We start from the raw sequence: 24,050 nt of genomic DNA, 5'->3' as shown, positions 1-24,050 counted from the left end.
TGAGCTCAAGGTGCAGGAGTCGGAGGGGCAGCCGGAGCGCAGCTGAGCGCCCCGGCTACACCTGGGGCACCAGCATGGCCGCGCTCGAGCCGCTGCTCACCTGGGGAGGCCGCGTCGTTCGCGGGCTCGGCATCGCCCTGCTCTTCCTCGTCGGTCTCACGCACCGGAGCGGACGGGCGCGCCGGAGCGGACGGGCACGGCCATGAGCGAGGGCACGGCAGAGCAGGTCGCCGCCCACTTCCGTGGGCTGGTCCTCGCGGGGCGGATCGGAGCGGGCGAACGGCTCCCGACCGTGCGCCAGACGGCTCGGGACTTCGGGGTCGCGCTCGGCACTGCCGCCAGGGCGTACCGCATGCTTGAGGCCGAGGGCACGATCGTCACGCGGGGCGCCGCCGGCACGCGGGTGGCAGACCAGCCGTCAGCGCTGCCCGGCGGCGTCATCGCGAAGCTCCGTGCAGCCGTCGAGGATGCCAAGGCGGCGGGCACGTCCAAGGCCGAGGTCCTCAACGCTCTCCAGGCGATCTGGGACGCCGAGCACGAGCAGCCCTAGCCCACAGCGGAGCCCGAGGGAAGCCCCGCTGACTCCCCAGCCGGGAGCGCTATCGTCGCCCCAGTCAAGAAAGACCCCCGACCGGAAGGCCAACGATGAGCGACCAGAAGATCTCCCACGACAGCGAAGGCGAAGAGAAGCCGAACGGTCTCGGCGAGGACGGCACGATCCCCAACTCCGACGACGGCGTCGCGGTCGGCTATGACCCGGACGCCTCCACGTTTGAGCCAGAAGAGGACTGACCCGGCCTGCCCGAAAGGTGGAACGTGGCCCGCGACGCATCTGCTTCGCGGGCCACAGCCGTCGACAGTTAGGCGGGCTCGACCACGAGCCGGTACCCCATACCGGCCTCCGTGAGCAGGTGGCGAGGCTCCGAGGGCACCGGTTCGAGCTTCTTTCGCAGCTGAGACAGGTACAGCCTGAGGTAGCCGGTGTCGGTGACGTGCTCAGAACCCCAGATGCTCGTGAGCAGCATCTGCCGCGTCACGAGCTTCCCCGCGTTGCGGACGAGCAGCTCGAGCACCTGCCACTCGGTGGGCGTGAGTCTCACGTGCGTCGCCTCGCCGTCCACGGTGCGCACGACGCTCTTCGCCGCAAGGTCGACCGACACCTCACCGAATACGACAACAGGTGCGGCGTCGCCCTGCGGAACGCGACGCGACAGGGCACGGATGCGCGCGAGCAGCTCGTCCACGGAGAACGGCTTCGTCACGTAGTCGTCGGCCCCCGCGTCGAGCGCGTCCACCTTGTCGCCCGCACCGCTGCGCCCGGAGACGACGAGGATGGGCGCCTCCGACCAGCCGCGGATGACCTGGATGACCTCGAGCCCGTCGAGCTCGGGCATGCCGAGGTCGAGGAGGTACAGGTCGGGGTGGCTGTCGATGGCCACCGAGATGGCGTCCGCGCCGTCTCGGGCGACCAGGACCTGGTACCCCTTGGCAGTGAGGGTGATGCGTAGGGCGCGCAGCAGCTGCGGGTCGTCGTCCGCGATCAGGATCTTCACGCGCGGCCTCCCTGGCTTTCTCCGTGGCTCTCTCCGTGCACGTCGCCCGTGACCGGTAGCGTCACGACCATCGTGAGCCCGCCGCCCGGGGTGTCTTCCGGCACCAGTGTGCCGTGCATCCCCTTGACAAACCCCTTCGAGATCGCGAGTCCCAACCCGAGGCCGGTCGTGTTGTCCGTGTCGCCGAGGCGCTGGAACGGCACGAACTCGTCCTCGCGGCGCTCGGCCGGTATGCCTGGCCCGTGGTCGACGACCCTGATCTGCACGCGTCCCCCGAACTCGCTCGTCGCGAGCCGCACCCGCCTGCCCGTTGGTGAATGGCGCACCGCGTTGGCGAGGAGGTTCACGAGCACGCGCTGCAGCAGGGCCGGGTCGGCGGCGACGGATGCGGCGCTCGGGTCGAGCGCCAGCTCCACGCTGTCGGGGCCGAGCTGGAGCTCGTCGAGCGCTGGCACGATCACGTCGGCGGGGTCCGTCTGCATGATCGAGACGGCGAGCGCCCCCGACTGGAGACGGCTCACGTCGAGCAGGTCCGTGACGAGGGAGGCGAGGGTGCCGAGGCTCTCGTCTGCGGCCTCCAGGAGTTCCTCGCGATCGCCGACGCTGAGCTCCTGACCGGCCGAGCGGAGCCCGCTGACCGCCGCCGTCGCCGCAGCGAGTGGCCGCCGCAGGTCGTGGCTGAGCGCCGAGAGGAGCGCACGTCGCACTTTGTCGGACGCAGCGAGCGGGGCGACCTCGTCGGCCGCGTCCCGCAGGTCGCTGTGTTCGAGGGCCGCGCCGAGCTGCGCCACGATGACCGTGAGGAGGCGCCGCTCCGACGCGTCGAGCTCGCGCCCGTGCAGCTCGAGCACTGCCCCGGTGCCGTTCGCGGACGCCGCCGCCACGGGGACGGCCGTGTGCTGATTCCGCGCACCGGCTCCCCGCAGCTCGCGAGCACGCGAGACTCGGCTTCGCTCGCAACACGAGTATCCCGGCCACGAGCATCCTGAGCATCCCGGCCCCGCGCATCCCGCGCATCAACGAGCCGCACCCCGGCGAGCCCGAACGCCTCGCGAGTGCGCTCGACAAGCGCCTGCATGGCGTTCTGCCCCCGCAGCACGCTGCCCGCGACGGTCTGCAGGAGCTGCGACTCGGCGGCCGCCCGCCGCGCCTCGCGCGTCTTGCGGGCAGCGCGGTCGACGACGAGGCTCACGAGCGCCGCGATGACGACGTAGAGCACGATCGCGAGGAGGTGGCTCGGCTCCGTGATGAGGACCGTGCCGAACGGGGCAACGAAGAAGAAATCGAGGGTGACACCCGACAGCACAGCCGCGAAGAGCGCCGGCCAGAGCCCGCAGACGAGGGCGACCGCGACGACCAGCAGCTGGTAGCTGAGCGCGTGCGTCGTGAACGAGTCGACGCTGCCGAGCGACGCGAGCAGCCACGTGAGCAGAGGACCGGCGACGAGGGCGAGCACGAACCCGGCGATTCTGCGACGCATCGTGAGCGCCCCGCCGAACCTGGGCAGCCTGAGTCCGCCGCCTGCCTTCGCGTGGTTCACGATGTGGACGTCGATGCTGCCCGCCTCGCGCGTGACCATGCTGCCGACGCTGGGCCCCGTGAGCAGCGCCGAGAGCCTGCTCCGGCGGCTCACCCCCGATGACCAGCTGCGTCGCGTTGACCGATCTCGCGAACTCGATGAGGGCCGCGGGGATGTCCTCCCCGACCACCTGGTGGTAGCTGCCGCCGAGCTGCTCGACGAGTGCTCGCTGCCGCGCGAGGTGCGAGGGGTCGCCCGCGCGCAGCCCGTCCTGGCTCGTGACGTGCAGGGCGAGCAGCTCGCCGCTCCCCGACCTGGCCGCGATGCGCGCCCCGCGGCGCAGCAGCGTCTCCCCCTCCGCCCCGCCCGTGAGCGTCACGACGACCCGCTCGCGCGCCTCCCACGTGGAGTTGATGCCGTGCTCGTCGCGGTAGCTCTTCAGCGACTGGTCGACCTCGTCAGCGAGCCACAGCAGCGCCAGCTCGCGCAGCGCCGTCAGGTTGCCGAGGCGGAAGTAGTTGGAGAGCGCCGCGTCGACCCGCTCGGCCGGGTACACGAGCCCGCCGGCGAGCCGGTCCCGCAGGGTCTGCGGCGACAGGTCGACGACCTCGACCTGGTCGGCCCGGCGCAGCACGTCGTCCGGGATGGTCTCGCGCTGCGGCGCCCCCGTGATCTGCTCGACAACGTCGTTCAGCGACTCGATGTGCTGGATGTTCACCGTCGACAGCGCGTCGCGGCTCTGCCGTGGGTCTCGACAACCGCGACGACGACGTCTCGGCCGGCCTCGCGCATCCGCTTGCCCTCGTGGAGCATCGCGAACGTCTTGCCGACGCCGGGGGCAGCGCCGAGCAGCACCCGCAGCCGTCCCCGCTTCGCCATGGCTCAGTTCTCCTGGCTTCCTTGGGTCGAGGCGCTTCCGGGGGTCGAGGCCTGCAGCTCGCCAAGCGCCTGGTTGAGCTCGAGCACGTTGACGGTGGCATCCCCCAGGAACCCGAGGACGGGGCCAGCCGTATGCGCTGCGACAAGAGTACGGACCTCAGCGGGGTCGAGCCCACGCGCCGCCGCGACCCGCTCGACCTGCAGCGCCGCATACTCGGGGCTGATGTGCGGGTCGAGGCCGGACGCCGAGGCCGTCACCGCATCCACTGGCACCTCGTCGAGCGCAACCCCGTTGAACTCGGCGATCTGGGCGCGGCGCTCCTCGATGGCCGCGACCAGGTCGGCGTTCTCTGGCCCGAGGTTCGAACCGGAGGAGGCGCCGGAGTCGTAGCCGTCGCCCGCCGCCGACGGGCGCGACTGGAAGAACTCGGGCAGCGGGCTGCCTTCGGCGTCCAGGTACGCCTGCCCGATGAGGCTCGAGCCGACGACCTCGCCGGGCTCGCCCGCCTCCCCGCCAGGGCCGCGCAGCAGCGAGCCGTTTGCCTGCGCCGCGAACGCGAGCTGCCCGAGCCCAGTGATGACAAGCGTGCAGCCGATGCCGAGCACGGCAGTGAAGAGGAGCATCGCCCGAACGGCGACCCAGGTGGTGCGCGCCGTGGCGCGAGTTGACGAGTTCATGAGGAGTCCTGTCAGTTCTGTCTTGGAGAAACCGGTTGGGCGGCCGGGCTCAGAAGCCGGGGATGAGGCGCACGACGAGGTCGATGAGCCAGATGCCGACGAAGGGGGCGATGATGCCGCCGAGCCCGTACACGAGGAGGTTGCGCCCGAGGGTGCTCGAGGCGTTCGCGGGGCGGTACTTCACGCCCCGCAGGGCTAGCGGAACGAGCAGCACAATGACAACGGCGTTGAAGATGATCGCCGACAGCACGGCCGAGGCCGGCGAGTGGAGACCCATGATGTTGAGCACCCCGAGCCCCGGTAACACGCCCATGAACATGGCGGGGATGATCGCGAAGTACTTGGCGATGTCGTTCGAGATGGAGAACGTCGTGAGCGCGCCCCGCGTGATGAGGAGCTGCTTGCCGATACGCACCACGTCGATGAGCTTCGTCGGATCGGAGTCGAGGTCGACCATGTTGCCCGCCTCCTTCGCCGCAGACGTACCCGTATTCATGGCCACGCCGACGTCGGCCTGCGCAAGCGCAGGGGCGTCGTTCGTGCCGTCGCCCGTCATCGCGACGAGGTTGCCGCCCTCCTGCTCTCGGCGGATGTAGGCGAGCTTCTGCTCCGGCGTCGCCTCAGCGAGGAAGTCGTCGACTCCGGCTTCCTTCGCGATCGCTGCGGCCGTGAGCGGGTTGTCCCCCGTCACCATGACCGTGCGGATGCCCATGGAGCGCAGCTCCGCGAACCGCTCGCTCAGCCCCTCCTTCACGACGTCTTCAGGTGCACGACCCCGAGCACGCGGCCAGAGACCGCCCCCGCGACCGGTGTATCCATCATCGCGACGACCAGCGGGGTACCGCCGCTCTGCGAGATGCGACGCGTCGCCTCCTCGAGCTCCCCGAGCTGCGCGGCTTCCACCGACGAGCCCTCGTCGGCCAGCCAGGCGGTCACGGCAGACCCGGCGCCCTTGCGGATGCGCGAGCCGTCCGGTAGGTCGAGCCCCGACATTCGGGTCTGCGCCGTGAACGGAACGATCACGCCACGCGCGTCGCCGTCCGCCCCGCCCGCGGGGGCGCCGACGTCGACGCCCTCCTGGCTGGCGAGTTCGACGATCGAGACGCCCTCAGGGGTCGGGTCGGCGAGCGACGAGAGGGCCGCGGCCCTGACCAGGTCCTGCTCTCGCACCCCGACCATCCGCACGAACTCGGATGCCCGGCGGTTGCCGTACGTGATGGTGCCGGTCTTGTCGAGCAAGAGGGTCGTCACGTCGCCGGCGGCCTCGACCGCTCGACCAGACATGGCGAGCACGTTGCGCTGCACGAGCCTGTCCATGCCCGCGATGCCGATTGCCGAGAGACTGAGCATTATTCGTCTCGTGCGTGCCGCGGAACCGCAGGCTTTCGAGCCGGGCGCGCCACAACTCGAGCGAGGGTTTCGAAGGGTCGAGTTTCGAATCGAGCCGCTTGCGCTGAAATGGCGGCCGGTCGTGGACGTACTGGTGCGAAACGGGTCGATCTGACCTGGGTGCCAGAGGTGCGGTTAGCTCTCACTCGTGCATCATTGTTGAATCTGATGCAACACTTGGCGGGTGAGCGAGCAGCGCAGTTCTCGTGGCTTCCCAGGCAGACTGGATGCCAATGTCGTGCCCCTGAACCAGGAATGATTCTTGTTTGACGGCATGCTGGCGGGGTGGGCTGACCAGCAAGTGAGTCGTGGGCTCGCTCGATCAACGATCACCGCATGCATCGCGATGATCCGTCGTCTGCGTGAGTTCGCGGATGCGTACCCGTGGGCGTGGACGCCCGAGGATCTCGAAGCGTTCAGTGTGGAGTTGGCGTCGGGCGCGCGGCCGGTGACGAAATCGACACTGCGCGGATATCAGGTCGTTGTGCGCGCGTTTTGCGACTTCATCATCGATGCCCGCTATCCGTGGGTTGCCGAGTGTGTGGAGAAATTTGGGGAGCCTCCTGTCCAGATTTGCCACGAGTGGAACACGCTCGCGCACATCGTCGAGTACGAGGGGCGACCGCAGCGGCGAGCATTGACCTACGACGAGCTCGAACTGTTCTTCGCGGCCGCAGATGAGCGAGTGGCGGCGATCCAGCGCGCTGGGCGCAAGGGAGCGCTCTCTGCGTTGCGTGACGCCGTCCTCTTCAAGACCGTCTACGCCTTCGGGCTCCGCCGACGCGAAGCAGCCGGTCTGGATCTGGCGGACGTGAGATCTAGCCCAGGAGCTCCGAGATTCGGAGAGTGCGGTGGCGTATATGTGAGGTGGGGCAAGGCATCTCGAGGCTCCGGGCCGAAGCGACGAACGGTACTGGCGGTCCCGGAGTTCGACTGGGCAGTCGAGGGGCCTCGGCAGTGGATAGAGGAGGATCGAGCGCTCTATGGAGCTTCACGCTCTGATGCTCTCTGGCTGACCGAGCGAGGAACACGAGTGTCATTGCGGTATCTCGATTTCCGTTTCGCCGAGCTTCGAGACCATCTGGGACTGCCTCCGGAGTTGACTGTGCACGCGTTGCGACACTCGTATGTGACGAATCTGATCGAGTGGGGGTATGCCGAGCGCTTCGTGCAGGACCAGGTTGGGCATGCCTACGCGTCGACGACGGCGATCTACACCTCGGACGGTGATGACTTCAAGAACCGCGTCCTCGCTGCTGCCCTTCGACGAATCTATGGAGACGATTCATGACCACTCCCACCATCCAGTGGAATTTGCGAAAGCTCATGGCGGCCAACGGCATGTTCCAGACCACGGACCTCATCGAGCCGTTGCGAAAGCACGGCGTCAACCTGTCGCGGGAGCAGGTGTACCGGCTGGTGACAAAAGTTCCGGAGCGGCTCAACATGGCTGTCCTCGTCGCGCTGTGCCACATCTTCGGCTGTGGGCCAAACGATCTCGTAGAGATCCCGGACGTCGCGGCGGCGCGAGAGCGAAGCGTAGTTAACGGGTCAACGTCCTCGCCTGTGGTCCAACGTGAGCTGAAGCCGGTGCCGGCTCGGATTCAGCGTCCACCCAAGGCATAGAACCGTGGCGACGTGGGCGGATTGTTGCGACAACTGCCACCGAGACGTGATCAGTCGATACCAGCTGCTCGGAGGCCGGATCTGCAACGCCTGCTACAGCGGGTTGCGCAGGAATCCTGACCGATGCCCCGGTTGTGCAGAGATTCGCGTGCTGGCATATCTCGACAGTGTCGGTGCGCGCGTCTGTGCCGCATGCGTGGGGCGGGTCGATCGGTTCGGATGCAAGAGCAGCATTTGCAGCTCTCGACGATGGATCAGGCAGTCATTGATCGCTACTTCGTCGCGGCGTCCAGCCGTGATGTGCTGAGGCGGTTCCTCACCTGGGCAGCGGAGTCTGGGCTGTGCACGAGAGTCGAGGTTCCGCGGGTGCGCAGCGGGCCGCACCAAGCGGCCATGTCAGACGAAGCGCTGGCGGAACTCGCCGAGCGAGTCTTGGCGGACGTGGCGTTGTCTCCAGTCGGGCGCCTTCTCGCGTTGTTCGCGATCGTCTACGCGCAACCCGTCCGATCAAGCGTCGAGCTCCGCCTCGAGGCGGTGGAACGGCGTGAGGGGCGAGTGTCGATCAGGTTCGCTGCGACCCGAGTCCTCTTGCCGGCCACTATCGCCGAACTTCTCCAGGAGCATCTCGAGCAGCTTGAAGCACGCGGAAGCTACCACCCGATCGCGAATGAGTGGCTCTTTCCCGGCATCGTGCCAGGACGACATCTCGCGGCGGGCACGGGCATTGGGCTACTCACGCGCGCGGGCCTTAGCGCGCGAGCACTTCGCACGTCCAGGCTCGCCCTGCTTTCGCAGACCGTACCGGCCAGGGTGCTCGCTGATGTCATCGGGATCAGCACACAGACCGCGCATGCCCGGAGCGTTGCTTCCGGTGGTACCTGGCAGGACTATCCACACCTTCGAGTCACATGATCGAGCGGGGATCTCTAGTTCTTGAGCGCCAGCGGCATTGGCCTAGTGGCTGGAGGCCATTCCGCCGCTGAGTCGTTGGTGGAAGACCGTGGTCGCGTCGTTCATGCCCTCGATATGCACGGTCTTGTCGTTGGCTTCGTACTTGGTGACGATCGCGTCGAGCGCGGCGACGGTCGAGGCGTCCCAGATGTGGGATCGGGACATGTCGATGACGATGCGGTCCGGGTCGGCTGTGTACTCGAACTGCGTGGTGAGGTCGTTGCTGGAGGCGAAGAATAGCTCGCCTTCCACGTCGTAGTGGGCGGTGTCGCCGTCGATGCGGCGGGTGACGTTGGTGAAGTGCGCGACGCGGCGGGCGAAGAGGACCATTGCGACGAGCACGCCGAGCACGACGCCGATGGCGAGGTTGTGGGTCCAGACGGTCGCGACGACGGTGATGAGCATGACCGCGAGCTCACTCTTGGGCATTCGCTTCAGCGTGGCCGGGGTGATGCTGTGCCAATCGAAGGTCGCGATGGAGACCACGATCATCACGGCAACGAGGGCCGCCATGGGAATGACCGCGACCACGTCACCGAGGGCGAGGACGAGAACCAGCAGGAAGACGCCGGCGAGGAACGTCGAAATTCGGGTGCGAGCGCCGGACGCCTTCACGTTGATCATGGTCTGGCCGATCATCGCGCATCCGCCCATCCCGCCGAAGACGCCGGAGAGCATGTTCGCGACGCCCTGCGCCCAGGTCTCGCGGGTCTTGCGGGAGTGAGTGTCGGTGATCTCGTCGACGAGCTTCGCGGTCATGAGGGATTCGAGGATGCCGACGACCGCCATCGCGATGGCGAACGGGGCGATGATCTGCAGCGTCTCCAGGTTGAGTGGCACGTTCGGGATGAACAGCTCGGGCAGACTGCGCGGCAGCTCTCCCTGATCGCCAACGGTGGGCACGTTCAGGCCGAAGACCACGGCGGCACCGGTCAGCAGCACGATCGCCACGAGCGGCGCGGGTACGACTTTCGTGAGCCTCGGCAGCAGGTACATGATGAGGAGCCCTGCGACGACGAGCGGGTAGACGAGCCAGGGCACGCCGAGCAGCTGCGGCACCTGCGAGATGAAGATGAGGATGGCGAGGGCGTTCACGAATCCGACCATGACGCTGCGTGGGATGAAGCGCATGAGCTTCGCGACTCCGAGCAGGGCGAGGACGATCTGGATGAGCCCTCCGAGGATGACGGTGGCGATGAAGTAGTCCATGCCGTAGTCGCGCGCGACGGGTGCGATGACAAGCGCGATGGCGCCGGTCGCGGCGGTGATCATCGCGGGTCGGCCACCGAGGAACGCGATGGCGACAGCCATCACGAACGACGAGAACAATCCAAGTCGAGGGTCGACACCGGCGATGATCGAGAACGCGATCGCTTCGGGGATGAGGGCGATCGCCACGACAAGACCAGCGAGCACTTCGCGGGTCAGGATGCGGGGGCTCCGTAGCGCCTGCATGACGGTCGGTTCGATGCGGTAGCGGGAAGAGAGATCGGAAGTAGGGGCGACTGTTGTCACGGGAGCTCCTCGGTGGGTGCGGGAATAGGACGAGGGAGCACGCTCCGTTGCGCACCGCGAGAGCCTGAGCATCTCGGAAAGAGTGAGAGGATCGCGGAGAACCGCGAGCTCGCACAAACCTACCGTAACGTGAGAGTTAAGCCAAGAGGGGCACGAGATGACCGAGGAAACGATGCAGATCGGCAAGCTCGCCGACCGCACCGGCATGTCGATTCGGTCTTTGCGCCACTACGACGAGATCGGGTTGCTTGTGCCCTCGGCCCGCACCGAGGGCGGGTTCCGCCTCTACACCGCTGAGGACGAAGAGCGGTTGCTGCTCATCCGCCGCATGAAGCCGCTGGGCTACAGCCTGGAGCAGATGCGAGAGCTGCTGGACGTCGTCGACGAGCTCGAGGCGCACCCGGAGGACACCGAAAACCGGGCCCGACTGGATGAGATTCGCGCTGAAGCGCTTGAACGCCAGGCGAAGCTCCGCAAACAGGTAGCCGCCGCCGACGAGTTCGTGGAACGCCTCGCTGCCCTGGAGTAGGACCACCGGCTAGACGTGTCCTGATCATCGCATGCCTGTCATGCACGAATCACTCGACTACCAGGTACTCCTCGAGGAGCGCGAAAAGACGTTGCGCCATCAGACAGCGAGGGCAGTCGCGAGACCTACTAGCCCGACGCGCCCCGCAAGCATGAGTACGGAGTCGGCACGACCCCACCCTGATCGGCGCTTTCGCGGAGACCGATACATGCAGCCCTTGGAGGACAAGACCGAACAGGAGGCGCTCGACGTCGGCACTGCGGTTGACGCCGCAACGTCGTCGGCGACGCCCTCCATCCCCTCAGCGTCCGGAGCGCCCGAGAAGTCGAGCAAAGAAGCCGCCACCGCGTTCGGGTTTCTCGTGCCCCGCGCACCGCTCTGACCGCGGAACACCCCGGAGCACTTCGTCGACGTGCGCACCGCACCCCGCCCAGCTCGCCTTGCCGCAGGTGCGGCATGTCGTTCGTCGACACATCCTGACTCTCCTCTGCTCGTGGTGGCTCCAGTGGCCCACCTGAGTGAGCAATATACCCCATGGGGTATATTGCTCACATGCGAACAATCATCATCGGCGGAGTCGCCGCAGGCATGTCCGCGGCGACTCGCTTGCGTCGACTCGACGAGCAGCGAGAGATCATCGTCTTCGAGCGAGGCGAGTACGTGTCGTTCGCGAACTGCGGCCTGCCGTACTACATCGGCGGCGTCGTCCCGGAGCGCTCGGCGCTGCTTCTGCAGACGCCAGGGACCCTGCGCGCTCGCTTCGACCTCGACGTGCGCGTGCTCCACGAGGTCACCTCAATCGACCCCATCGCGCACACCGTGACCGTCACATCGCTCCGAACGGGCGACGTGTACGTGGAGCACTACGACGAGCTTGTCCTGGCCGCTGGCGCCGAGAGCTCCCCTGGCCTCGATCTGGGCGACGTCCCCACTCGAGACCTGCGCACGATTCCAGATGTCGACGCCATCATGGCGACCCTCGGGCAGTTGGAGACACCTTCGGACCTGCACGCCGTCGTCATCGGGGCCGGGTTCATCGGCCTCGAGGCCGCCGAGAACCTGCGCAGGCGCGGCGCGCACGTCACGCTGATCCAGCGGAGTGCGCAGATCTTCGCACCGCTCGATAGTGAGATGACCGCCCCGATCCTGCGTGAGCTCCGTGACGCAGGCATCGGCGTGCGCACCAGGACGACCGTGGCCAAGGGGGCGAGAGGCCACGTGGAGTTGAGTGACGGGAGCATGATCCGAGCTGACCTTGTCGTCACGGCCGGTGGCGTCCGTCCGGCCACCTCCCTAGCTCGCGGAGCAGGCCTCCGACTCGGCCCGACAGGCGGAATCGAAGTGGATGCACACCAGCGAACGAGCGACCCCTCCGTCTGGGCCGTGGGTGACGGCGTCGAGAAGATCGACCACGTCAGCGGGGAGGCGACGCTTGTGACGATGGCGGGCCTCGCCAATCGGCACGGTCGAGCGGCCGCAGACGACATCGCGGCCCACCGAGCGCACCCCGCGGCTCCAGCACTTGGCACCGCGATCATCGGCATGTTCGGCGCAACTGCCGCCAGCATCGGATGGAACGAGCGTCGACTGCGAGCGTCCGGCAGAGCGCACCGAGTCATTCACTCCCACCCGATGTCACACGCTGGCTACTACCCGGGGGCCCAGCAGATGTCGATGAAGCTGCTCGTCGATCCAACATCCGACAAGATCCTCGGCGCGCAGATCGTCGGCAGGGACGGCGTCGACAAGCGCATGGACGTCATCTCCGTCGCCATGAGCGCGGGCATCACGGCCAGCGGGTTGTCCCGTCTCGAGCTCTCCTACGCACCGCAGTACGGCTCCGCGAAGGATCCGATCAACCTGCTCGGCTACATCGCCGAGAACCATGCCACCGGGACGGCCGTTTCCGTGCAGTGGCACGAGCTCTCGGAGGCCCTCGCAGCAGGTGCCCACCTCGTCGATGTGCGAAGCCACGACGAGTACGCGGCTGGGGCGATTCCAGGCGCCGTCAACATCCCTCTCGATGAGCTGCGCGCGCGTCACACAGAGCTGCCGGATCGTCCGATCATCGTGCACTGCCAGGTGGGGCAACGAGGACACACGGCCGCACGCCTCCTCAGCCAGCTCGGGTACGAGGTCCGTAACCTCGATGGCGGCTGGCTCACCTGGAGTCACGGCACCGAATCCGCACCAGAAGCCGACACAACACCCCGGAGGGCATCATGAACACCATCACCGTAGACCGGCTCGCACACCTTGACGACGCCGTCGTCATCGACGTTCGCGAGGCGGACGAGTATGCGACGGGGCACGTTCCCGGCGCCGTGAGCCTGCCCCTGTCGACACTCCAGGAGAACCTGCAGAGCGTGCCCCGCGACACTCCAGTGCACGTGATCTGCCAGGCCGGCGGTCGCAGCGCGAAGGCGACTCAGCTCTTCACTGGCCTCGGCATCGACGCCACCAATGTCACGGGAGGCACGCAGGCCTGGATCGACGAGCAACTTCCCCTCGAGCGCCCGTGACCGAGCAGACAGCCGAAGCTGGCACCCTCCACGACGCCCAGGCGATGCGGAAGGTCAGAAGCCGCCTCTCCCGCGCGCACGGCCAGCTCGCAGCGGTGATCGCCGCCATCGACCGGGGCGGCGACTGCAGAGAAGTGGTCACTCAGCTCTCGGCGGTGTCGAGCGCAATCGACAGGGCGGGATTCCTCATCATTTCCACCGCGCTTCGCGAGTGCCTTGTCGATGAGCACGAAGCACCCGAGGATCCCGCTGGAGCGGCACTCCCGGTCGAGAAGTCAGCCTCCAAGAAGCTCACTGTCGATGAGTTGGAGAAGCTCTTCTTGAGCCTCGCCTGAACGACGGATGCAGGCCGCGAACATTGGCACGAGCTCGCGTGCAGGCGTCAGAGGCGCGTCAGCAGATCGCTGACGCGCGCTCTGATGTCGTCCCGCACGAGGCGCATGCGCTCCAGGCCTTCGATGCCGCGCTCGGAGGGCTCGTCCGTGATCCACGTCTCGATCTCCACACCAGGCGTCTCGGGGACGCGCGCTTCTGCGCCGAGCACGACGATGAGGTCGGCCGCGTCGATCATCTCCGGCGTGAGCTGCTTCGGATGCTCGTCTCCGACGCTCACGCCGATCTCGGCGAGCGAGTCCACGGACTGCTGATTGAGAGCAGCGCCGGGCTTGGTGCCCGCAGACGTGATGTGCACCTCGGGGCCGGCGACGGAGCGCATGAGCGCTGCGGCCATCTGCGACTTGCCGCCGTTCTTCTGGCAGACGAAGACGATGTTGCGAGGACTGGTGGTCATCGGGTCGCTCCGGTGAGTTCGTTGCTGGTGAGGAGGGCGGCGAGCGAGTCGAGCGCGCCAGGGACGAGACTGAAGTAGGCCCACGAGCCGCGCTTCTCGCGGGCGAGGATGCCCGCCTCGACCAGGATCTTCAGGTGGTGGGAGACGGTGGGCTGCCCGAGTCCGAGCGGCTCCGTGAGGTCGCAGGCGCACGCCTCCGCCTTCTCCTGCGCCGCGATCATCGAGATGAGCCGCAGTCGGGCCGGGTCGGCGATGACTTTGAGGGTGCGGGCGAGCTTCTCGGCGTTCTCCGCGGAGATCGCCTCGTCGGTGAGGGGCTCGCAGCAGGCGGTCACGTCGGTGAGCGGCAGGAGTTGTGTGAACGACATCTGAACGTCCTCCAAGGAAATTGACAGTCATCGATACCCTAGCCATACTCGTATCGATCCGCATCAATATCGACCGAGATCAATATCTCTCTGGAGCTTCATGACTGCTGTCACCCCGCCCGTCAAGCTCGGCACCACGGACCGGTTCCTGCCGGTCTGGATCATCGCGGCCATGGCCCTCGGCCTCGCTCTCGCGGTATTCGTCCCCGTCGTCGGGGAAGCGCTGCACGCGTTCGAGATCGGCTCGGTGAGCGTCCCGATCGCCATCGGGCTGCTGGTGATGATGTATCCGGTGCTCGCGAAGGTCCGCTACTCGGATGCCCGAGCCGTCGCCGGTGACCGGAAGCTCCTGATCTCCTCGCTCGTCATGAACTGGCTCGTAGGACCCGCCCTCATGTTCGCCCTTGCATGGCTGCTGCTGCCGGACCTGCCCGAGTACCGCACCGGGCTCATCATCGTGGGACTTGCTCGCTGCATCGCGATGGTGCTCATCTGGAACGACCTCGCCTGCGGGGACCGGGAAGCGGCCGCGTTCCTCGTGGCGCTGAACTCCGTATTCCAGGTCATCATGTTCGGGGCGCTCGGCTGGTTCTACCTGCAACTGCTCCCGTCCTGGCTGGGCCTGCCCACGACCAGCGCGGACTTCTCGTTCTGGGCGATCACCCTGAGCGTGCTCGTGTTCCTCGGCATCCCGCTGCTCGCCGGCTACCTGTCTCGGCGCATCGGGGAATCCACAAAAGGCCGCGACTGGTACGAGTCCCGGTTCCTGCCCAGGGTCGGCCCGTTCGCGCTCTACGGGCTGCTGTTCACCATCGTCATGCTCTTCGCCCTCCAGGGGCAGCAGGTCATCGACCGCCCCTGGGACGTCGCACGCATCGCTCTGCCGCTGCTCATCTACTTCGCCGTTACTTTCCTCCTCGGCTTCGGGCTCGGGAAACTCGTGGGTCTCGGTTACGAGCGCACCACGACGCTCGCGTTCACCGCGGCTGGCAACAACTTCGAGCTCGCCATCGCGGTCGCCATCGGCACGTTCGGCGCGACCAGCGGGCAGGCCCTCGCGGGCATCGTCGGCCCGCTGATCGAGGTGCCCGTACTCGTCGCCCTCGTCTACGTCGCGCTCTGGCTGCGCCCGCGACTCTTCCCCGCCGCAGCAGCCACCCCGGCACCCGCTGCATCGTCGACCACCCTCGTCTGACCCCGCTCCACCCAGCCCTTTGAAAGGCCCCTGATGTCCAAGAAACCTTCCGTGCTGTTTGTCTGCGTCCACAACGCTGGCCGCTCCCAGATGGCCGCCGGCTATCTCACCGCCCTCGCCGGCGGGCGCATCGAGGTGCTCTCGGCCGGGAGCGAGCCGAAAGACCAGATCAACCCCGTCGCCGTCGAGGCCATGGCCGAAGAGGGCATCGATATCGCGGGCAACACCCCCAAGGTGCTGACCACGGAAGCCGTGCAGGCCTCAGATGTCGTCATCACCATGGGCTGCGGCGACGCCTGCCCCTTCTTCCCTGGCAAGCGCTACGAGGACTGGAAGCTCGACGACCCCGCAGGTCAGGGCATTGAGGCCGTGCGTCCCATCCGCGACGACATCAAGCAGCGCGTCGAAGCGCTCATCGCTGACCTGCTTTCCGTGAAGGCGTAGCCGACCATGACCGATCTCAGCCAGCGCAGGGGCCTGCCCGGCCTCAGCTACCCCGAGGCGGCGCTGCACCGCCTCGCCGACCAGCTCGCCGAGCAGTTCACGGGCATCCTGAACAGGGAGACCGTCGAGCGGTACGTGCTCGAGTCGTACGCGGCACTCCTGCGCACCTCCGCCGTGAAAGCCCACCTGATCACCAACACCACCAGGTTCGTGAAGGAGCGTCTCACTGCTCTCGCGCAAGCCAAGGGCGCCATCGCCCGGCCCGTGCCGGAGATCCTGTTCCTGTGCGAGCAGAATGCAGGCCGCTCCCAGATGGCGGCCGTCCTCACGCAGGCGCTGGCGGGCGACCAGGTGCACGTGCGCTCCGCCGGCTCCGCACCGGCGAAGACCCTCCACCCGGAAGCGGTCGATGCGATGGCGGAGCTCGGCCTCGACCTCGGCCAGGAATTCCCCAAGCCCCTCACCGACGACGTCGTGCAGGCCGCGGATGTTGTCGTCACGATGGGCTGCGGCGACGCATGCCCGATCTACCCCGGCAAGCAGTACCAGGACTGGAACCTCACCGACCCCTCCGGCCTCGGGGCCGACGAGGTGCGGGTGATCCGCGACCAGCTCCACACGCACGTCACCGAGCTGCTCGCCAGCCTCGGCGTCACCCCCATCGCGCTGGAAGGCTCCCGCGCGTGAGCGTCGAGAACGTCATCGTCGTCGGCTCCGGGCCCGCCGGGTACACAGCTGCGATCTACCTCGCCCGCGCAGGGCTCTCTCCGGTGCTGCTCACCAGCGCGGTCGAAGCGGGCGGAGCCCTCGTGAACACCACGGAGGTCGAGAACTTCCCCGGTTTCCCGTCCGGCATCCTCGGCCCCGACCTGATGGAGAACATGCGGCAGCAGGCCGAGCGGTTCGGGACGCGCATCGTCATCGACGACGCCACGGAGTTGCAGCTCGAGGGTCCGGTCAAGACCGTCGAAACCGGATACTCGGGCACCTTCGAGGCGCACGCCATCGTCCTGGCCATGGGGTCCGCGTACCGGAAGCTCGGTGTTCCGGGTGAGGAGCGATTGACCGGGCACGGGGTGTCCTGGTGCGCGACGTGCGACGGGTTCTTCTTCAAGGGCCAGGACATCGCGGTCGTGGGCGGTGGGGACTCCGCCCTGGAGGAGGCGATGTTCCTGACTCGCTTCGCGAACAGCGTCACGCTCATCCACCGCCGCGATTCGCTGCGTGCGTCGAAGATCATGCAGGATCGCGCGTTCGCGAACCCGCGCATCACCGTGCGCTGGGACTCGGAGGTGCTCGAGGCCGTCGGCACCGATCACCTCGAATCGCTGCGCCTGCGCGACACGGTCACGGGTGAGCTCGGCGAGCTGTCCGCGACGGGCCTGTTCATCGCCGTCGGGCACGACCCCCGCAGCGAGCTCGTCGACGGGCAGGTCGACGTCGACGACAACCGGTACGTGCGCGTGAGCGCACCCACCACCCACACCTCCCTTCCCGGGGTGTTCGCGGCAGGCGACCTGGTCGACTTCCGGTATCGGCAGGCGATCACCGCTGCGGGCACCGGCTGCGCCGCAGCCCAAGACGCGGAGCACTACCTCGCTTCCGCGGGCCTCGCCACCTACCCGCAGGCCGCCACCGCACAACTCGACACGGTAGAGCTCGACACCGCCGCAACCACCGTCCGCTGATCCCAAGGAGTCACCCATGACCGCCTCCCCTGCCCTCACCCCCGCGGCGACCACCGCGCTCGACGCGTTGCCGGTCGCGATCATCGGCGCGGGGCCAGTTGGCCTCGCCGCCGCCGCGCAGCTGCTGGAGCGAGGGCAGGAGGTGGTCGTGTTCGAAGCGGGAGACCAGGCTGGAGCCTCTGTCGCGGCGTGGGGGCACACGCGCTTGTTCTCGCCGTGGGAGTACCTCGTCGACGAAGCTGCTGCGCGTCTCCTGGATGAGGCCGATTGGGAAGCGCCGCCTGCCAAGACTCTCCCCACCGGGCAGCAGCTCGTCGACGACTATCTCTTGCCGCTCGCCGCGGTGCCAGCTCTTGCGGACCGCATCCGCTACGGGCACCGGGTGCTCGCGGTCACGCGCCGTGGCCTGGACCGCACTCGCACGCTCGGACGCGAACGCGCCCCCTTCGTGCTCCGCACCGAATCAGCAGCTGGGGTCACGGAAACGCTCGCGCGTGCAGTGATCGACGCGTCCGGCACGTACGAGACGAGCAACGCCATCGGCTCCAGCGGCCTCGAGCCCATCGGCGCAGACCAGGTGCGCGAGCACCTCAGTCACGCCCTGCCCGACGTGCTCGGCAAGGACCGTGCTCAATTCGCGGGGAAACGCGTCCTCGTCGTCGGTGCCGGCCACTCCGCCGCGAACACCCTGCTGAAGCTCGCCTCCCTTGCGAAGCGGGAACCTGCCACGCAGATCTTCTGGGCCATTCGAGGCACGCAGCCCACCCGCGTGTACGGGTCCGCCAACGACGAGCTCGCAGCGCGAGGTGAGCTCGGCGGGGCCATCCGGGCGCTCGTGACCTCAGGGCAGGTGCAGCTCCTCGACCAGTTCGAGATCGACGCTCTCGCCCCCGCGGAGGATGGCGGCGTCCGCGTCACCGGACTCCGCGCGGGAGTCGCCGCCTCCGTCGACGTCGCCGTGATCGTGAACGCGACCGGGTTCCGCCCCAATCTTGACCTGCTGCGCGAACTCCGACTCGACCTCGACACCGTCGTGGAAGCGCCCCGAGCACTCGCGCCGCTGATCGATCCGAACGCGCACTCCTGTGGCACGGTCTACCCGCACGGCGTGGACGAGCTCACCCACCCAGAACCCGGCTTCTACATCGCCGGCATGAAGAGCTACGGCCGCGCCCCCACCTTCCTGCTCCTCACCGGGTACGAGCAAGTGCGGTCCATCGCGGACGAGCTCGCCGGACACCACGAGCAAGCGCGCCTCGTCACGCTCGTGCTCCCGGAAACCGGCGTGTGCTCCACCAGCACACACGAGGAGAGCGACGGCGCGAGCTGTGAAGCACCAACGCCAGTCAGCGCTGGCGGGCAGGAAGTAACAGCGCCAGCGTCTGGCTGCTGCGCCTAGACGGGCACCTGGTGCGACGGGCAGCTGGTGCAGAATCCAAGGAATCGGTCCTCAAGAGCGCGAGTAATGCTCCACGAATATTGCTCGGTACCAGTAGCATCCGCACGACGAGCGCGACGAAGCTCCTCGACGCCGCCGAGGAGCTGTTCTTCAGCCATGGCATCCATGCGACCCCAGTCGACGCCGTAATCGAGCGTGCCGGCGTCTCGGCAGCGACGATGTACCGCGGCTACGCGAGCAAGGAGGCGCTGCTCGCGGCAACCCTCGCCCGCCGCCAGGACGAGTGGCTCGAGACCTGGGATGCAGCGATCGCCCGCCAGGAGACTCGGGAGGGGCGCATCCTCGCCGTCTTTGATGCACTCGACACATTCCGCGGGCATCGAGTGCGGGCCCAGTGGTGCGCCTTTCTGGGCGCTGCGGCCGAGTACGCAGACGCTCCGACCGAGGTTCGGGACGCCATCGACACCGACACCGAATCACTGCGCGGGCGACTCACAGCCAGCATCGCGGGCGACGCGACCCCGTCGCCGGAGGGCGGCGAGCTGGCAGAAGCACTCCTACTGATCGTCTCCGGCGACCTAGCCATGCGCCTTCGGGACTCGAGACACACGACGGCCTCCGCTCGCCGCATCGCGGCCGCCCTCATCCGCGACCACGCGAAGGGCACCAAACTGGACCGGTGACCAGCTGGGAAACCTGTGGTTTCTCGACAGAGTTGATCACGTTCTGGCGAATCTGGGCCGCCTCACATGCGCCGGAGACTAACGTCGCTGACGCCAAGTGGCTGCACGCACGCTCGGCCCCACGGGGCCTCGACGCTGTGCATGCAACTCGCGGCGCGACTGGATCGGGGGATCGGGGTCGCGCCGCGAGTTTGGCATCGCAGGAAATCAGGTCGCGATCAGCGCCTGAGGAGCTTCCAGGCCGACGGCAGCAGCGCGCTCACGGCCGCGATCTTGATGGCATCGCCGATGAGGAACGGGACGACGCCAAGTGCGAGCGCGGTGCCGAAGTCGACGCCGAGCGAGACCGCAAGCCACGGCACGCCGGCCGCGTACACGAGGAGCGTACCCAGCACGGAGGCGCCGACCGTGGATGCGACGTGACGGTCAGCCCGGCGACGGGCGAGCGCCCCGACGGCGACCGCGGCGAGCACGTAGCCGACGATGTAGCCGAAGGACGGGAAGAGGACGCCGGAGGCGCCGTCGGCGAAGATCGGCGCTCCGAGAGCACCGAGCGCGAGGTACAGGCCGGCGCTCGCCGCCGCGCGGGCGGGCCCGAGGGACGCACCCGTCAGCAGCACGGCGAAGGTCGCGAGCGAGACGGGCACGGGCGTGAACGGCAGAGGGATGACGATGAAGCCCGCCGCGATGAGGAAGAGGGTGCCGCCGAGCACGAGCGCGACATTGCGGAGCACAGCACCGGAGAAAGCCCCGGATGCGGACCCGACTCCAGCAACGAGGTCGGCGAGGACACGCGGCGCCGGGCCGCTGGCGGGACGCCCGGAGGCGCCGATCGATTCGGTGCTCATGGGGGTGATGACCTTTCTCCGGAAACTCCTGAACGGTGTTCAGTGAACAGTGTTCAGTAGATTAGCGTCATGACACCCCGTGGTCCAACCGGAGGAGCTCCGCGTGACGCCCCACGCGCAGCCGCGAACAGCCTCGACAAGCTCAGCCGCAGCGAAATCGTGACGACCGCACTCGAAGTCCTCGACGAACACGGCCTCCCGAACCTCTCGATGCGACGTATCAGCGACTATCTGGAGGTGCAGCCGAGCGCCCTCTACTGGCATTTCTCGAACAAGCAGTCGCTGCTCGCTGGCGTGAGCGATCGCATCCTGCAGCCACTCACCGCTGAGACCTGGCTTTTCCCGGACCAAGGGACACAACAGGGCACGCAACAGACCCGCACCCTCGCAATTCAATTGCGCGGGGCGCTGCTCTCGCGCCGGGACGGTGCCGAACTCGTCTCGAGCTCCTTCGCCCTCGACCTCCTTACCGTCGACCTCGCAACGATGATCTCCGGTGCCGCCCATAGCGACTTTGGTCTGGGCACACCTCAGAGTCGGACTTGTGCGGAAGCGATCGTCCACTACACGATCGGGCAGGCCTTCCACGAGCAGCAGCAGGCCCACGCTGCAACAGTCGGCGCACTTCAACCGCGGAGCATCAGCCCGTACATCCTTCAGGACCCCACCGAACGCTTCACCGCCGGCCTCGACCTCATCCTCGCCGGAGCGGCAGCCCTCGCAAGCCAGACGGACACCCCGGACACACAGAGCTAGGCGAAGGAGTTAGGTGAAGCACCTAGGCGAAGTCGACGTGCTGGAGCACCCAGGTGTGCATGGCGACGGCGGCCGCCGCTGACGCGTTGATCGAGCGGGTCGAGCCGAACTGCGAGATCTCGAGCACCGCATCCGAGACCTCGATCGCCTCCTCCGAGACACCGGGCCCCTCCTGCCCGAACAGCAGCACGCACCGCTCCGGGAGCTCGTAGGTCTCCATGGGCACGCAGCCCGGCACATTGTCGATGGCGAGCACCGGCATCTCCTCGCCCCTCGCCCACTGGATGAACGCCGCGACGCTCTCGTGGTGCACGACGTGCTGGTAGCGGTCGGTGACCATGGCGCCGCGCTTGTTCCAGCGGCGCTTGCCGACGATGTGCACCGTGTCGGCCGCGAACGCGTTGGCACTGCGCACGATCGAGCCGATGTTCATGTCGTGCTGCCAGTTCTCGATGGCGACGTGAAACGCGTGGCGCTTCGTGTCGAGGTCGGCGACGATCGCATCCATCGACCAGTAGCGGTAGCGGTCGATGACGTTGCGGCGATCGCCGTGCTCAAGCAGCTCCGCGTCGAACCACGGACCCTCGGGCCACTCCTCGCGACCACCCGGCCAGGGGCCAACCCCGTGCGGGGCGTCGTCTTCACTGCCGAACTGCTGCTGTTCACTCACCGCCACAGCCTAGGCGGGCGTGGCGTACACTGCACTTAGAGTCGAACTGACCATAAGTGACAGGAGGAGCAAAGCATGCCAGGCACCAACGCGACCCTCGCCGTCTCCACGGTGATCTTCGCGCTGCGCCCGTCGCCCCCCTCGTCGCACCGCGCCCCCGCACCGACGATCTGGGTGCCCCTCGTGCGGCGACAGCGGCAGCCGTTCATCGATCTGCTCGCCCTGCCTGGCGGGCCGCTCGGCGACGAAGACCTCGCCGCCGCCGCCTCCCGCACTCTCTTCGAGACCATGCGCCTCGCCCCCAAGTACCTCGAGCAGCTCTACGCCTTCGGCGACGCCGACCGCGTCTTCGGCAGCGACCCGCGCGTCGTGTCCGTCGTTTACTGGGCGCTGGTCGGGAACGAGGAGGCAAGCTCGGCCCGCCTCGGCGACAACGTGCGGTGGCACCCCGTCGACAGCCTCCCGCCCCTCGCCTTCGACCACCGCCGCATCATCGACTACGCGCTCTGGCGTCTCCGCAACAAGGTCGAGTACAGCTCGATCGCGCACAGCTTCCTGGGCGAGTCCTTCACCCTCGCCCAGCTGCGCGAGGTCTACGAGGCCGTGCTCGACAGACCGCTCGACGCCGCCAACTTCCGCCGCGACATGCTCGCCTCGCAGTCCCTCGCCGAGACCGGCGAGACCCTCGCGGGTACGAGGCACCGACCCCCGAAGCTCTACCGCTACCTCCCCCAGAAAGACCAGAGCCATGACAACAACCGCTTCAGTGCACACGACCATCACGCGCATCCAGACCGGGAAGCAGGCCGGCGAGAGCTGCTCTCCGGAACTCGTGAAGTCGCCGTGGGTGTTCGACCTGCAAGCTCCGTCCTACGGGCCTGGGGCGTCAATGGCCGACCGGCTGCCAACAGCGGCGCCCCGGCAGGAGCTGCTGCCGGAGGAGTACCGGACGGCGAGTGACGAGGAGATCCACGCGCGCATCCTCGCCGCGAAGGCGACGCTCGGCGACCGGGTCGTGACCCTCGGCCACTTCTACCAGCGCAACGAGGTGGTGCAGTACGCCGACTTCATCGGCGACTCCTTCCAGCTCGCGAACGCGGCGAAGGCCAAGCCGGAGGCCGAGGCCATCGTGTTCTGCGGCGTGCATTTCATGGCCGAGACGGCCGACATCGTGTCCTCGCCTGACCAGGTTGTCATCCTCCCGAACCTCGCGGCCGGGTGCTCGATGGCCGATATGGCAGACAGTGACTCGGTCGAGGAATGCTGGGAGCAGCTCACCGAGCTCTACGGCACGGAGCCGGACGCCGACGGCCGCGTGCCCGTCATCCCCGTCACCTACATGAACTCCTCCGCCGACCTGAAGGCGTTCTGCGGGCGCAACGGGGGCATCGTCTGCACGTCGTCCAATGCGGAGACGGTGCTCAAGTGGGCCTTCGAGCGCGGGCAGCGGGTGCTGTTCTTCCCCGATCAGCACCTCGGCCGCAACACGGCGAAGGCCATGGGCGTGCCAACGGAGGAGATGCCCCTCTGGAACTCGCGCCGCCCCCTCGGCGGACAGACGCCAGAGACGCTCGACGCCGCCAAGGTGATCCTCTGGAACGGCTTCTGCTCCGTCCACAAGCGCTTCACCGTCGCGCAGATCGAGAAGGCTCGCGCCGAGTACCCGGAGGTGCGCGTCATCGTGCACCCCGAATGCCCCATGGCCATCGTCGACGCGGCCGACGAGTACGGCTCCACGGACTACATCACGAAGGCCATCGCGGCCGCCCCCGCCGGGTCCGTGTTCGCGATCGGCACCGAGATCAACCTCGTGCAGCGCCTCGCGGCCGAGTACCCGCAGCACACGATCTTCTGCCTCGACCCCGTCGTGTGCCCCTGCTCGACCATGTACCGCATCCACCCCAGCTACATCGCCTGGGTACTCGAGGGGCTCGTGGCAGGCGAGGTGCGCAACCAGATCAGCGTCCCCGCCCACGTCGCCGAGCCCGCGAGGGTCGCGGTCGAGCGGATGCTCGCGGCCAGGCCAGACACCACGATGGCGTCCTGAC

At 67.7% G+C, this 24,050-nt stretch carries 26 protein-coding genes and 3 pseudogenes; 20 read left to right on the top strand and 9 right to left on the bottom strand.

The features are described from left to right. The first annotated feature begins 74 nt into the window (after positions 1-74). The 3 genes from FHX72_RS19435 to FHX72_RS11715 all read left to right on the top strand — a co-directional run bounded on the left by FHX72_RS19435 (position 75) and on the right by FHX72_RS11715 (position 792). Positions 75-206, top strand: a complete 132-nt coding sequence (locus tag FHX72_RS19435; protein ID WP_276510502.1) for a hypothetical protein — start codon at positions 75-77, stop codon at positions 204-206. Beyond that, positions 203-550, top strand: a complete 348-nt coding sequence (locus tag FHX72_RS11720) for a GntR family transcriptional regulator (RefSeq protein WP_068478158.1) — start codon at positions 203-205, stop codon at positions 548-550. The genes FHX72_RS19435 and FHX72_RS11720 overlap by 4 nt, the downstream gene beginning before the upstream one ends. Before the next feature lie 95 nt (positions 551-645). Beyond that, complete coding sequence (locus FHX72_RS11715; protein WP_167349042.1) at positions 646-792, top strand: hypothetical protein; 147 nt, start codon at positions 646-648, stop codon at positions 790-792. A 68-nt stretch (positions 793-860) separates the two neighbouring features. Here FHX72_RS11715 and FHX72_RS11710 read toward each other — a convergent pair whose 3' ends face one another. The 4 genes and pseudogenes from FHX72_RS11710 to kdpB all read right to left on the bottom strand — a co-directional run. Beyond that, the gene (locus FHX72_RS11710) at positions 861-1,553 is read right to left on the bottom strand and encodes a response regulator (protein ID WP_183625247.1); all 693 of its coding nucleotides are present in this window, start codon (positions 1,551-1,553) and stop codon (positions 861-863) included. Further along, positions 1,550-3,951 (bottom strand): annotated as a pseudogene (locus tag FHX72_RS20020) (ATP-binding protein). The gene FHX72_RS11710 and the pseudogene FHX72_RS20020 overlap by 4 nt, the downstream one beginning before the upstream one ends. A 3-nt stretch (positions 3,952-3,954) precedes the next feature. Continuing rightward, positions 3,955-4,629: a potassium-transporting ATPase subunit KdpC gene (gene kdpC / locus FHX72_RS11690; RefSeq protein ID WP_183625245.1), complete on the bottom strand. Its 675-nt coding sequence runs from the start codon at positions 4,627-4,629 to the stop codon at positions 3,955-3,957. A 49-nt stretch (positions 4,630-4,678) separates the two neighbouring features. Then, a pseudogene (gene kdpB, locus FHX72_RS11685) lies at positions 4,679-5,970 on the bottom strand (potassium-transporting ATPase subunit KdpB); the annotation flags it as partial. A 310-nt stretch (positions 5,971-6,280) separates the two neighbouring features. Here kdpB and FHX72_RS11680 point away from each other — a divergent pair. The 3 genes from FHX72_RS11680 (at position 6,281) to FHX72_RS11670 (ending at position 8,556) form a co-directional block, all read left to right on the top strand. After that, entirely contained in the window at positions 6,281-7,309 is a 1,029-nt protein-coding gene (locus FHX72_RS11680) for a tyrosine-type recombinase/integrase (RefSeq protein WP_244964197.1), read from the top strand. Next, entirely contained in the window at positions 7,306-7,644 is a 339-nt protein-coding gene (locus FHX72_RS11675) for a helix-turn-helix domain-containing protein (RefSeq protein WP_183625243.1), read from the top strand. The genes FHX72_RS11680 and FHX72_RS11675 overlap by 4 nt, the downstream gene beginning before the upstream one ends. A gap of 393 nt (positions 7,645-8,037) precedes the next feature. After that, the gene (locus FHX72_RS11670) at positions 8,038-8,556 is read left to right on the top strand and encodes a hypothetical protein (RefSeq protein ID WP_156479806.1); all 519 of its coding nucleotides are present in this window, start codon (positions 8,038-8,040) and stop codon (positions 8,554-8,556) included. A 42-nt stretch (positions 8,557-8,598) separates the two neighbouring features. On the opposite strand, the gene FHX72_RS11665 is transcribed toward FHX72_RS11670, so the two are convergent. Further along, positions 8,599-10,050, bottom strand: coding sequence for a SulP family inorganic anion transporter (locus FHX72_RS11665; RefSeq protein ID WP_244964229.1), 1,452 nt, complete (start codon positions 10,048-10,050; stop codon positions 8,599-8,601). Between the two features lie 217 nt (positions 10,051-10,267). Between FHX72_RS11665 and FHX72_RS11660 the strand changes: the two genes are divergently transcribed. From FHX72_RS11660 to FHX72_RS11640, 5 genes are all read left to right on the top strand, one after another. Beyond that, positions 10,268-10,639, top strand: a complete 372-nt coding sequence (locus FHX72_RS11660; RefSeq protein ID WP_183625239.1) for a MerR family transcriptional regulator — start codon at positions 10,268-10,270, stop codon at positions 10,637-10,639. Between the two features lie 208 nt (positions 10,640-10,847). After that, the gene (locus FHX72_RS11655) at positions 10,848-11,021 is read left to right on the top strand and encodes a hypothetical protein (RefSeq protein WP_156475629.1); all 174 of its coding nucleotides are present in this window, start codon (positions 10,848-10,850) and stop codon (positions 11,019-11,021) included. A 170-nt stretch (positions 11,022-11,191) separates the two neighbouring features. Next, positions 11,192-12,865, top strand: a complete 1,674-nt coding sequence (locus tag FHX72_RS11650) for an FAD-dependent oxidoreductase (RefSeq protein ID WP_183625237.1) — start codon at positions 11,192-11,194, stop codon at positions 12,863-12,865. Then, positions 12,862-13,161 (top strand): rhodanese-like domain-containing protein, encoded by a 300-nt coding sequence (locus tag FHX72_RS11645; protein WP_068478149.1) that lies wholly within the window; start codon positions 12,862-12,864, stop codon positions 13,159-13,161. Before FHX72_RS11650 ends, FHX72_RS11645 begins: the two co-directional genes overlap by 4 nt. Positions 13,162-13,205: 44 nt before the next feature. After that, the gene (locus tag FHX72_RS11640; RefSeq protein WP_068478292.1) at positions 13,206-13,496 is read left to right on the top strand and encodes a metal-sensitive transcriptional regulator; all 291 of its coding nucleotides are present in this window, start codon (positions 13,206-13,208) and stop codon (positions 13,494-13,496) included. Between the two features lie 47 nt (positions 13,497-13,543). On the opposite strand, the gene FHX72_RS11635 is transcribed toward FHX72_RS11640, so the two are convergent. Together FHX72_RS11635 and FHX72_RS11630 are read right to left on the bottom strand one after the other, a co-directional pair. After that, complete coding sequence (locus FHX72_RS11635) at positions 13,544-13,951, bottom strand: arsenate-mycothiol transferase ArsC (RefSeq protein ID WP_183625235.1); 408 nt, start codon at positions 13,949-13,951, stop codon at positions 13,544-13,546. Beyond that, positions 13,948-14,319 (bottom strand): ArsR/SmtB family transcription factor, encoded by a 372-nt coding sequence (locus tag FHX72_RS11630; RefSeq protein WP_068495214.1) that lies wholly within the window; start codon positions 14,317-14,319, stop codon positions 13,948-13,950. Before FHX72_RS11630 ends, FHX72_RS11635 begins: the two co-directional genes overlap by 4 nt. Positions 14,320-14,419: 100 nt before the next feature. Here FHX72_RS11630 and arsB point away from each other — a divergent pair, with 100 nt between their 5' ends. The 6 genes from arsB to FHX72_RS11600 all read left to right on the top strand — a co-directional run bounded on the left by arsB (position 14,420) and on the right by FHX72_RS11600 (position 19,728). Beyond that, positions 14,420-15,514, top strand: coding sequence for an ACR3 family arsenite efflux transporter (gene arsB / locus FHX72_RS11625; RefSeq protein ID WP_068478140.1), 1,095 nt, complete (start codon positions 14,420-14,422; stop codon positions 15,512-15,514). Positions 15,515-15,547: 33 nt separating this feature from the next. Then, positions 15,548-15,958, top strand: a complete 411-nt coding sequence (locus FHX72_RS11620) for an arsenate reductase ArsC (RefSeq protein ID WP_068478138.1) — start codon at positions 15,548-15,550, stop codon at positions 15,956-15,958. Positions 15,959-15,964: 6 nt separating this feature from the next. Beyond that, on the top strand, positions 15,965-16,645 hold the full coding sequence (locus tag FHX72_RS11615; RefSeq protein ID WP_183625233.1) for an arsenate reductase/protein-tyrosine-phosphatase family protein: 681 nt from the start codon (positions 15,965-15,967) through the stop codon (positions 16,643-16,645). Beyond that, positions 16,642-17,646 carry a thioredoxin-disulfide reductase gene (trxB, locus tag FHX72_RS11610; protein WP_183625231.1) on the top strand — a complete coding sequence of 335 codons (1,005 nt, stop codon included), beginning with the start codon at positions 16,642-16,644 and terminating at the stop codon, positions 17,644-17,646. Before FHX72_RS11615 ends, trxB begins: the two co-directional genes overlap by 4 nt. Positions 17,647-17,662: 16 nt before the next feature. Further along, positions 17,663-19,045: an FAD-dependent oxidoreductase gene (locus FHX72_RS11605; protein WP_183625229.1), complete on the top strand. Its 1,383-nt coding sequence runs from the start codon at positions 17,663-17,665 to the stop codon at positions 19,043-19,045. Between the two features lie 80 nt (positions 19,046-19,125). Next, the gene (locus tag FHX72_RS11600) at positions 19,126-19,728 is read left to right on the top strand and encodes a TetR/AcrR family transcriptional regulator (RefSeq protein ID WP_221186903.1); all 603 of its coding nucleotides are present in this window, start codon (positions 19,126-19,128) and stop codon (positions 19,726-19,728) included. 218 nt (positions 19,729-19,946) lie between these two features. Here FHX72_RS11600 and FHX72_RS11595 read toward each other — a convergent pair whose 3' ends face one another. Then, positions 19,947-20,576, bottom strand: a complete 630-nt coding sequence (locus tag FHX72_RS11595) for a biotin transporter BioY (protein WP_183625227.1) — start codon at positions 20,574-20,576, stop codon at positions 19,947-19,949. A 69-nt stretch (positions 20,577-20,645) separates the two neighbouring features. Here FHX72_RS11595 and FHX72_RS11590 point away from each other — a divergent pair, with 69 nt between their 5' ends. Further along, positions 20,646-21,332, top strand: a complete 687-nt coding sequence (locus tag FHX72_RS11590) for a TetR family transcriptional regulator (RefSeq protein ID WP_183625225.1) — start codon at positions 20,646-20,648, stop codon at positions 21,330-21,332. Positions 21,333-21,354: 22 nt separating this feature from the next. On the opposite strand, the gene FHX72_RS11585 is transcribed toward FHX72_RS11590, so the two are convergent. Then, positions 21,355-22,002 (bottom strand): TrmH family RNA methyltransferase, encoded by a 648-nt coding sequence (locus FHX72_RS11585; protein WP_183625223.1) that lies wholly within the window; start codon positions 22,000-22,002, stop codon positions 21,355-21,357. 75 nt (positions 22,003-22,077) lie between these two features. Here FHX72_RS11585 and FHX72_RS11580 point away from each other — a divergent pair. After that, positions 22,078-22,743 (top strand): annotated as a pseudogene (locus FHX72_RS11580) (NUDIX hydrolase); the annotation flags it as partial. 7 nt (positions 22,744-22,750) lie between these two features. Next, positions 22,751-24,049 (top strand): quinolinate synthase NadA, encoded by a 1,299-nt coding sequence (nadA, locus tag FHX72_RS11575; RefSeq protein ID WP_183625221.1) that lies wholly within the window; start codon positions 22,751-22,753, stop codon positions 24,047-24,049. Position 24,050 lies beyond the last annotated feature (1 nt).

The sequence above is a fragment of the Pseudoclavibacter helvolus genome (genome assembly GCF_014191305.1).
Lineage (GTDB): Bacteria > Actinomycetota > Actinomycetes > Actinomycetales > Microbacteriaceae > Pseudoclavibacter > Pseudoclavibacter helvolus.
Note: the sequence above shows the minus strand (reverse complement) of the source record. Positions and strands in the feature narration are given on the sequence as shown.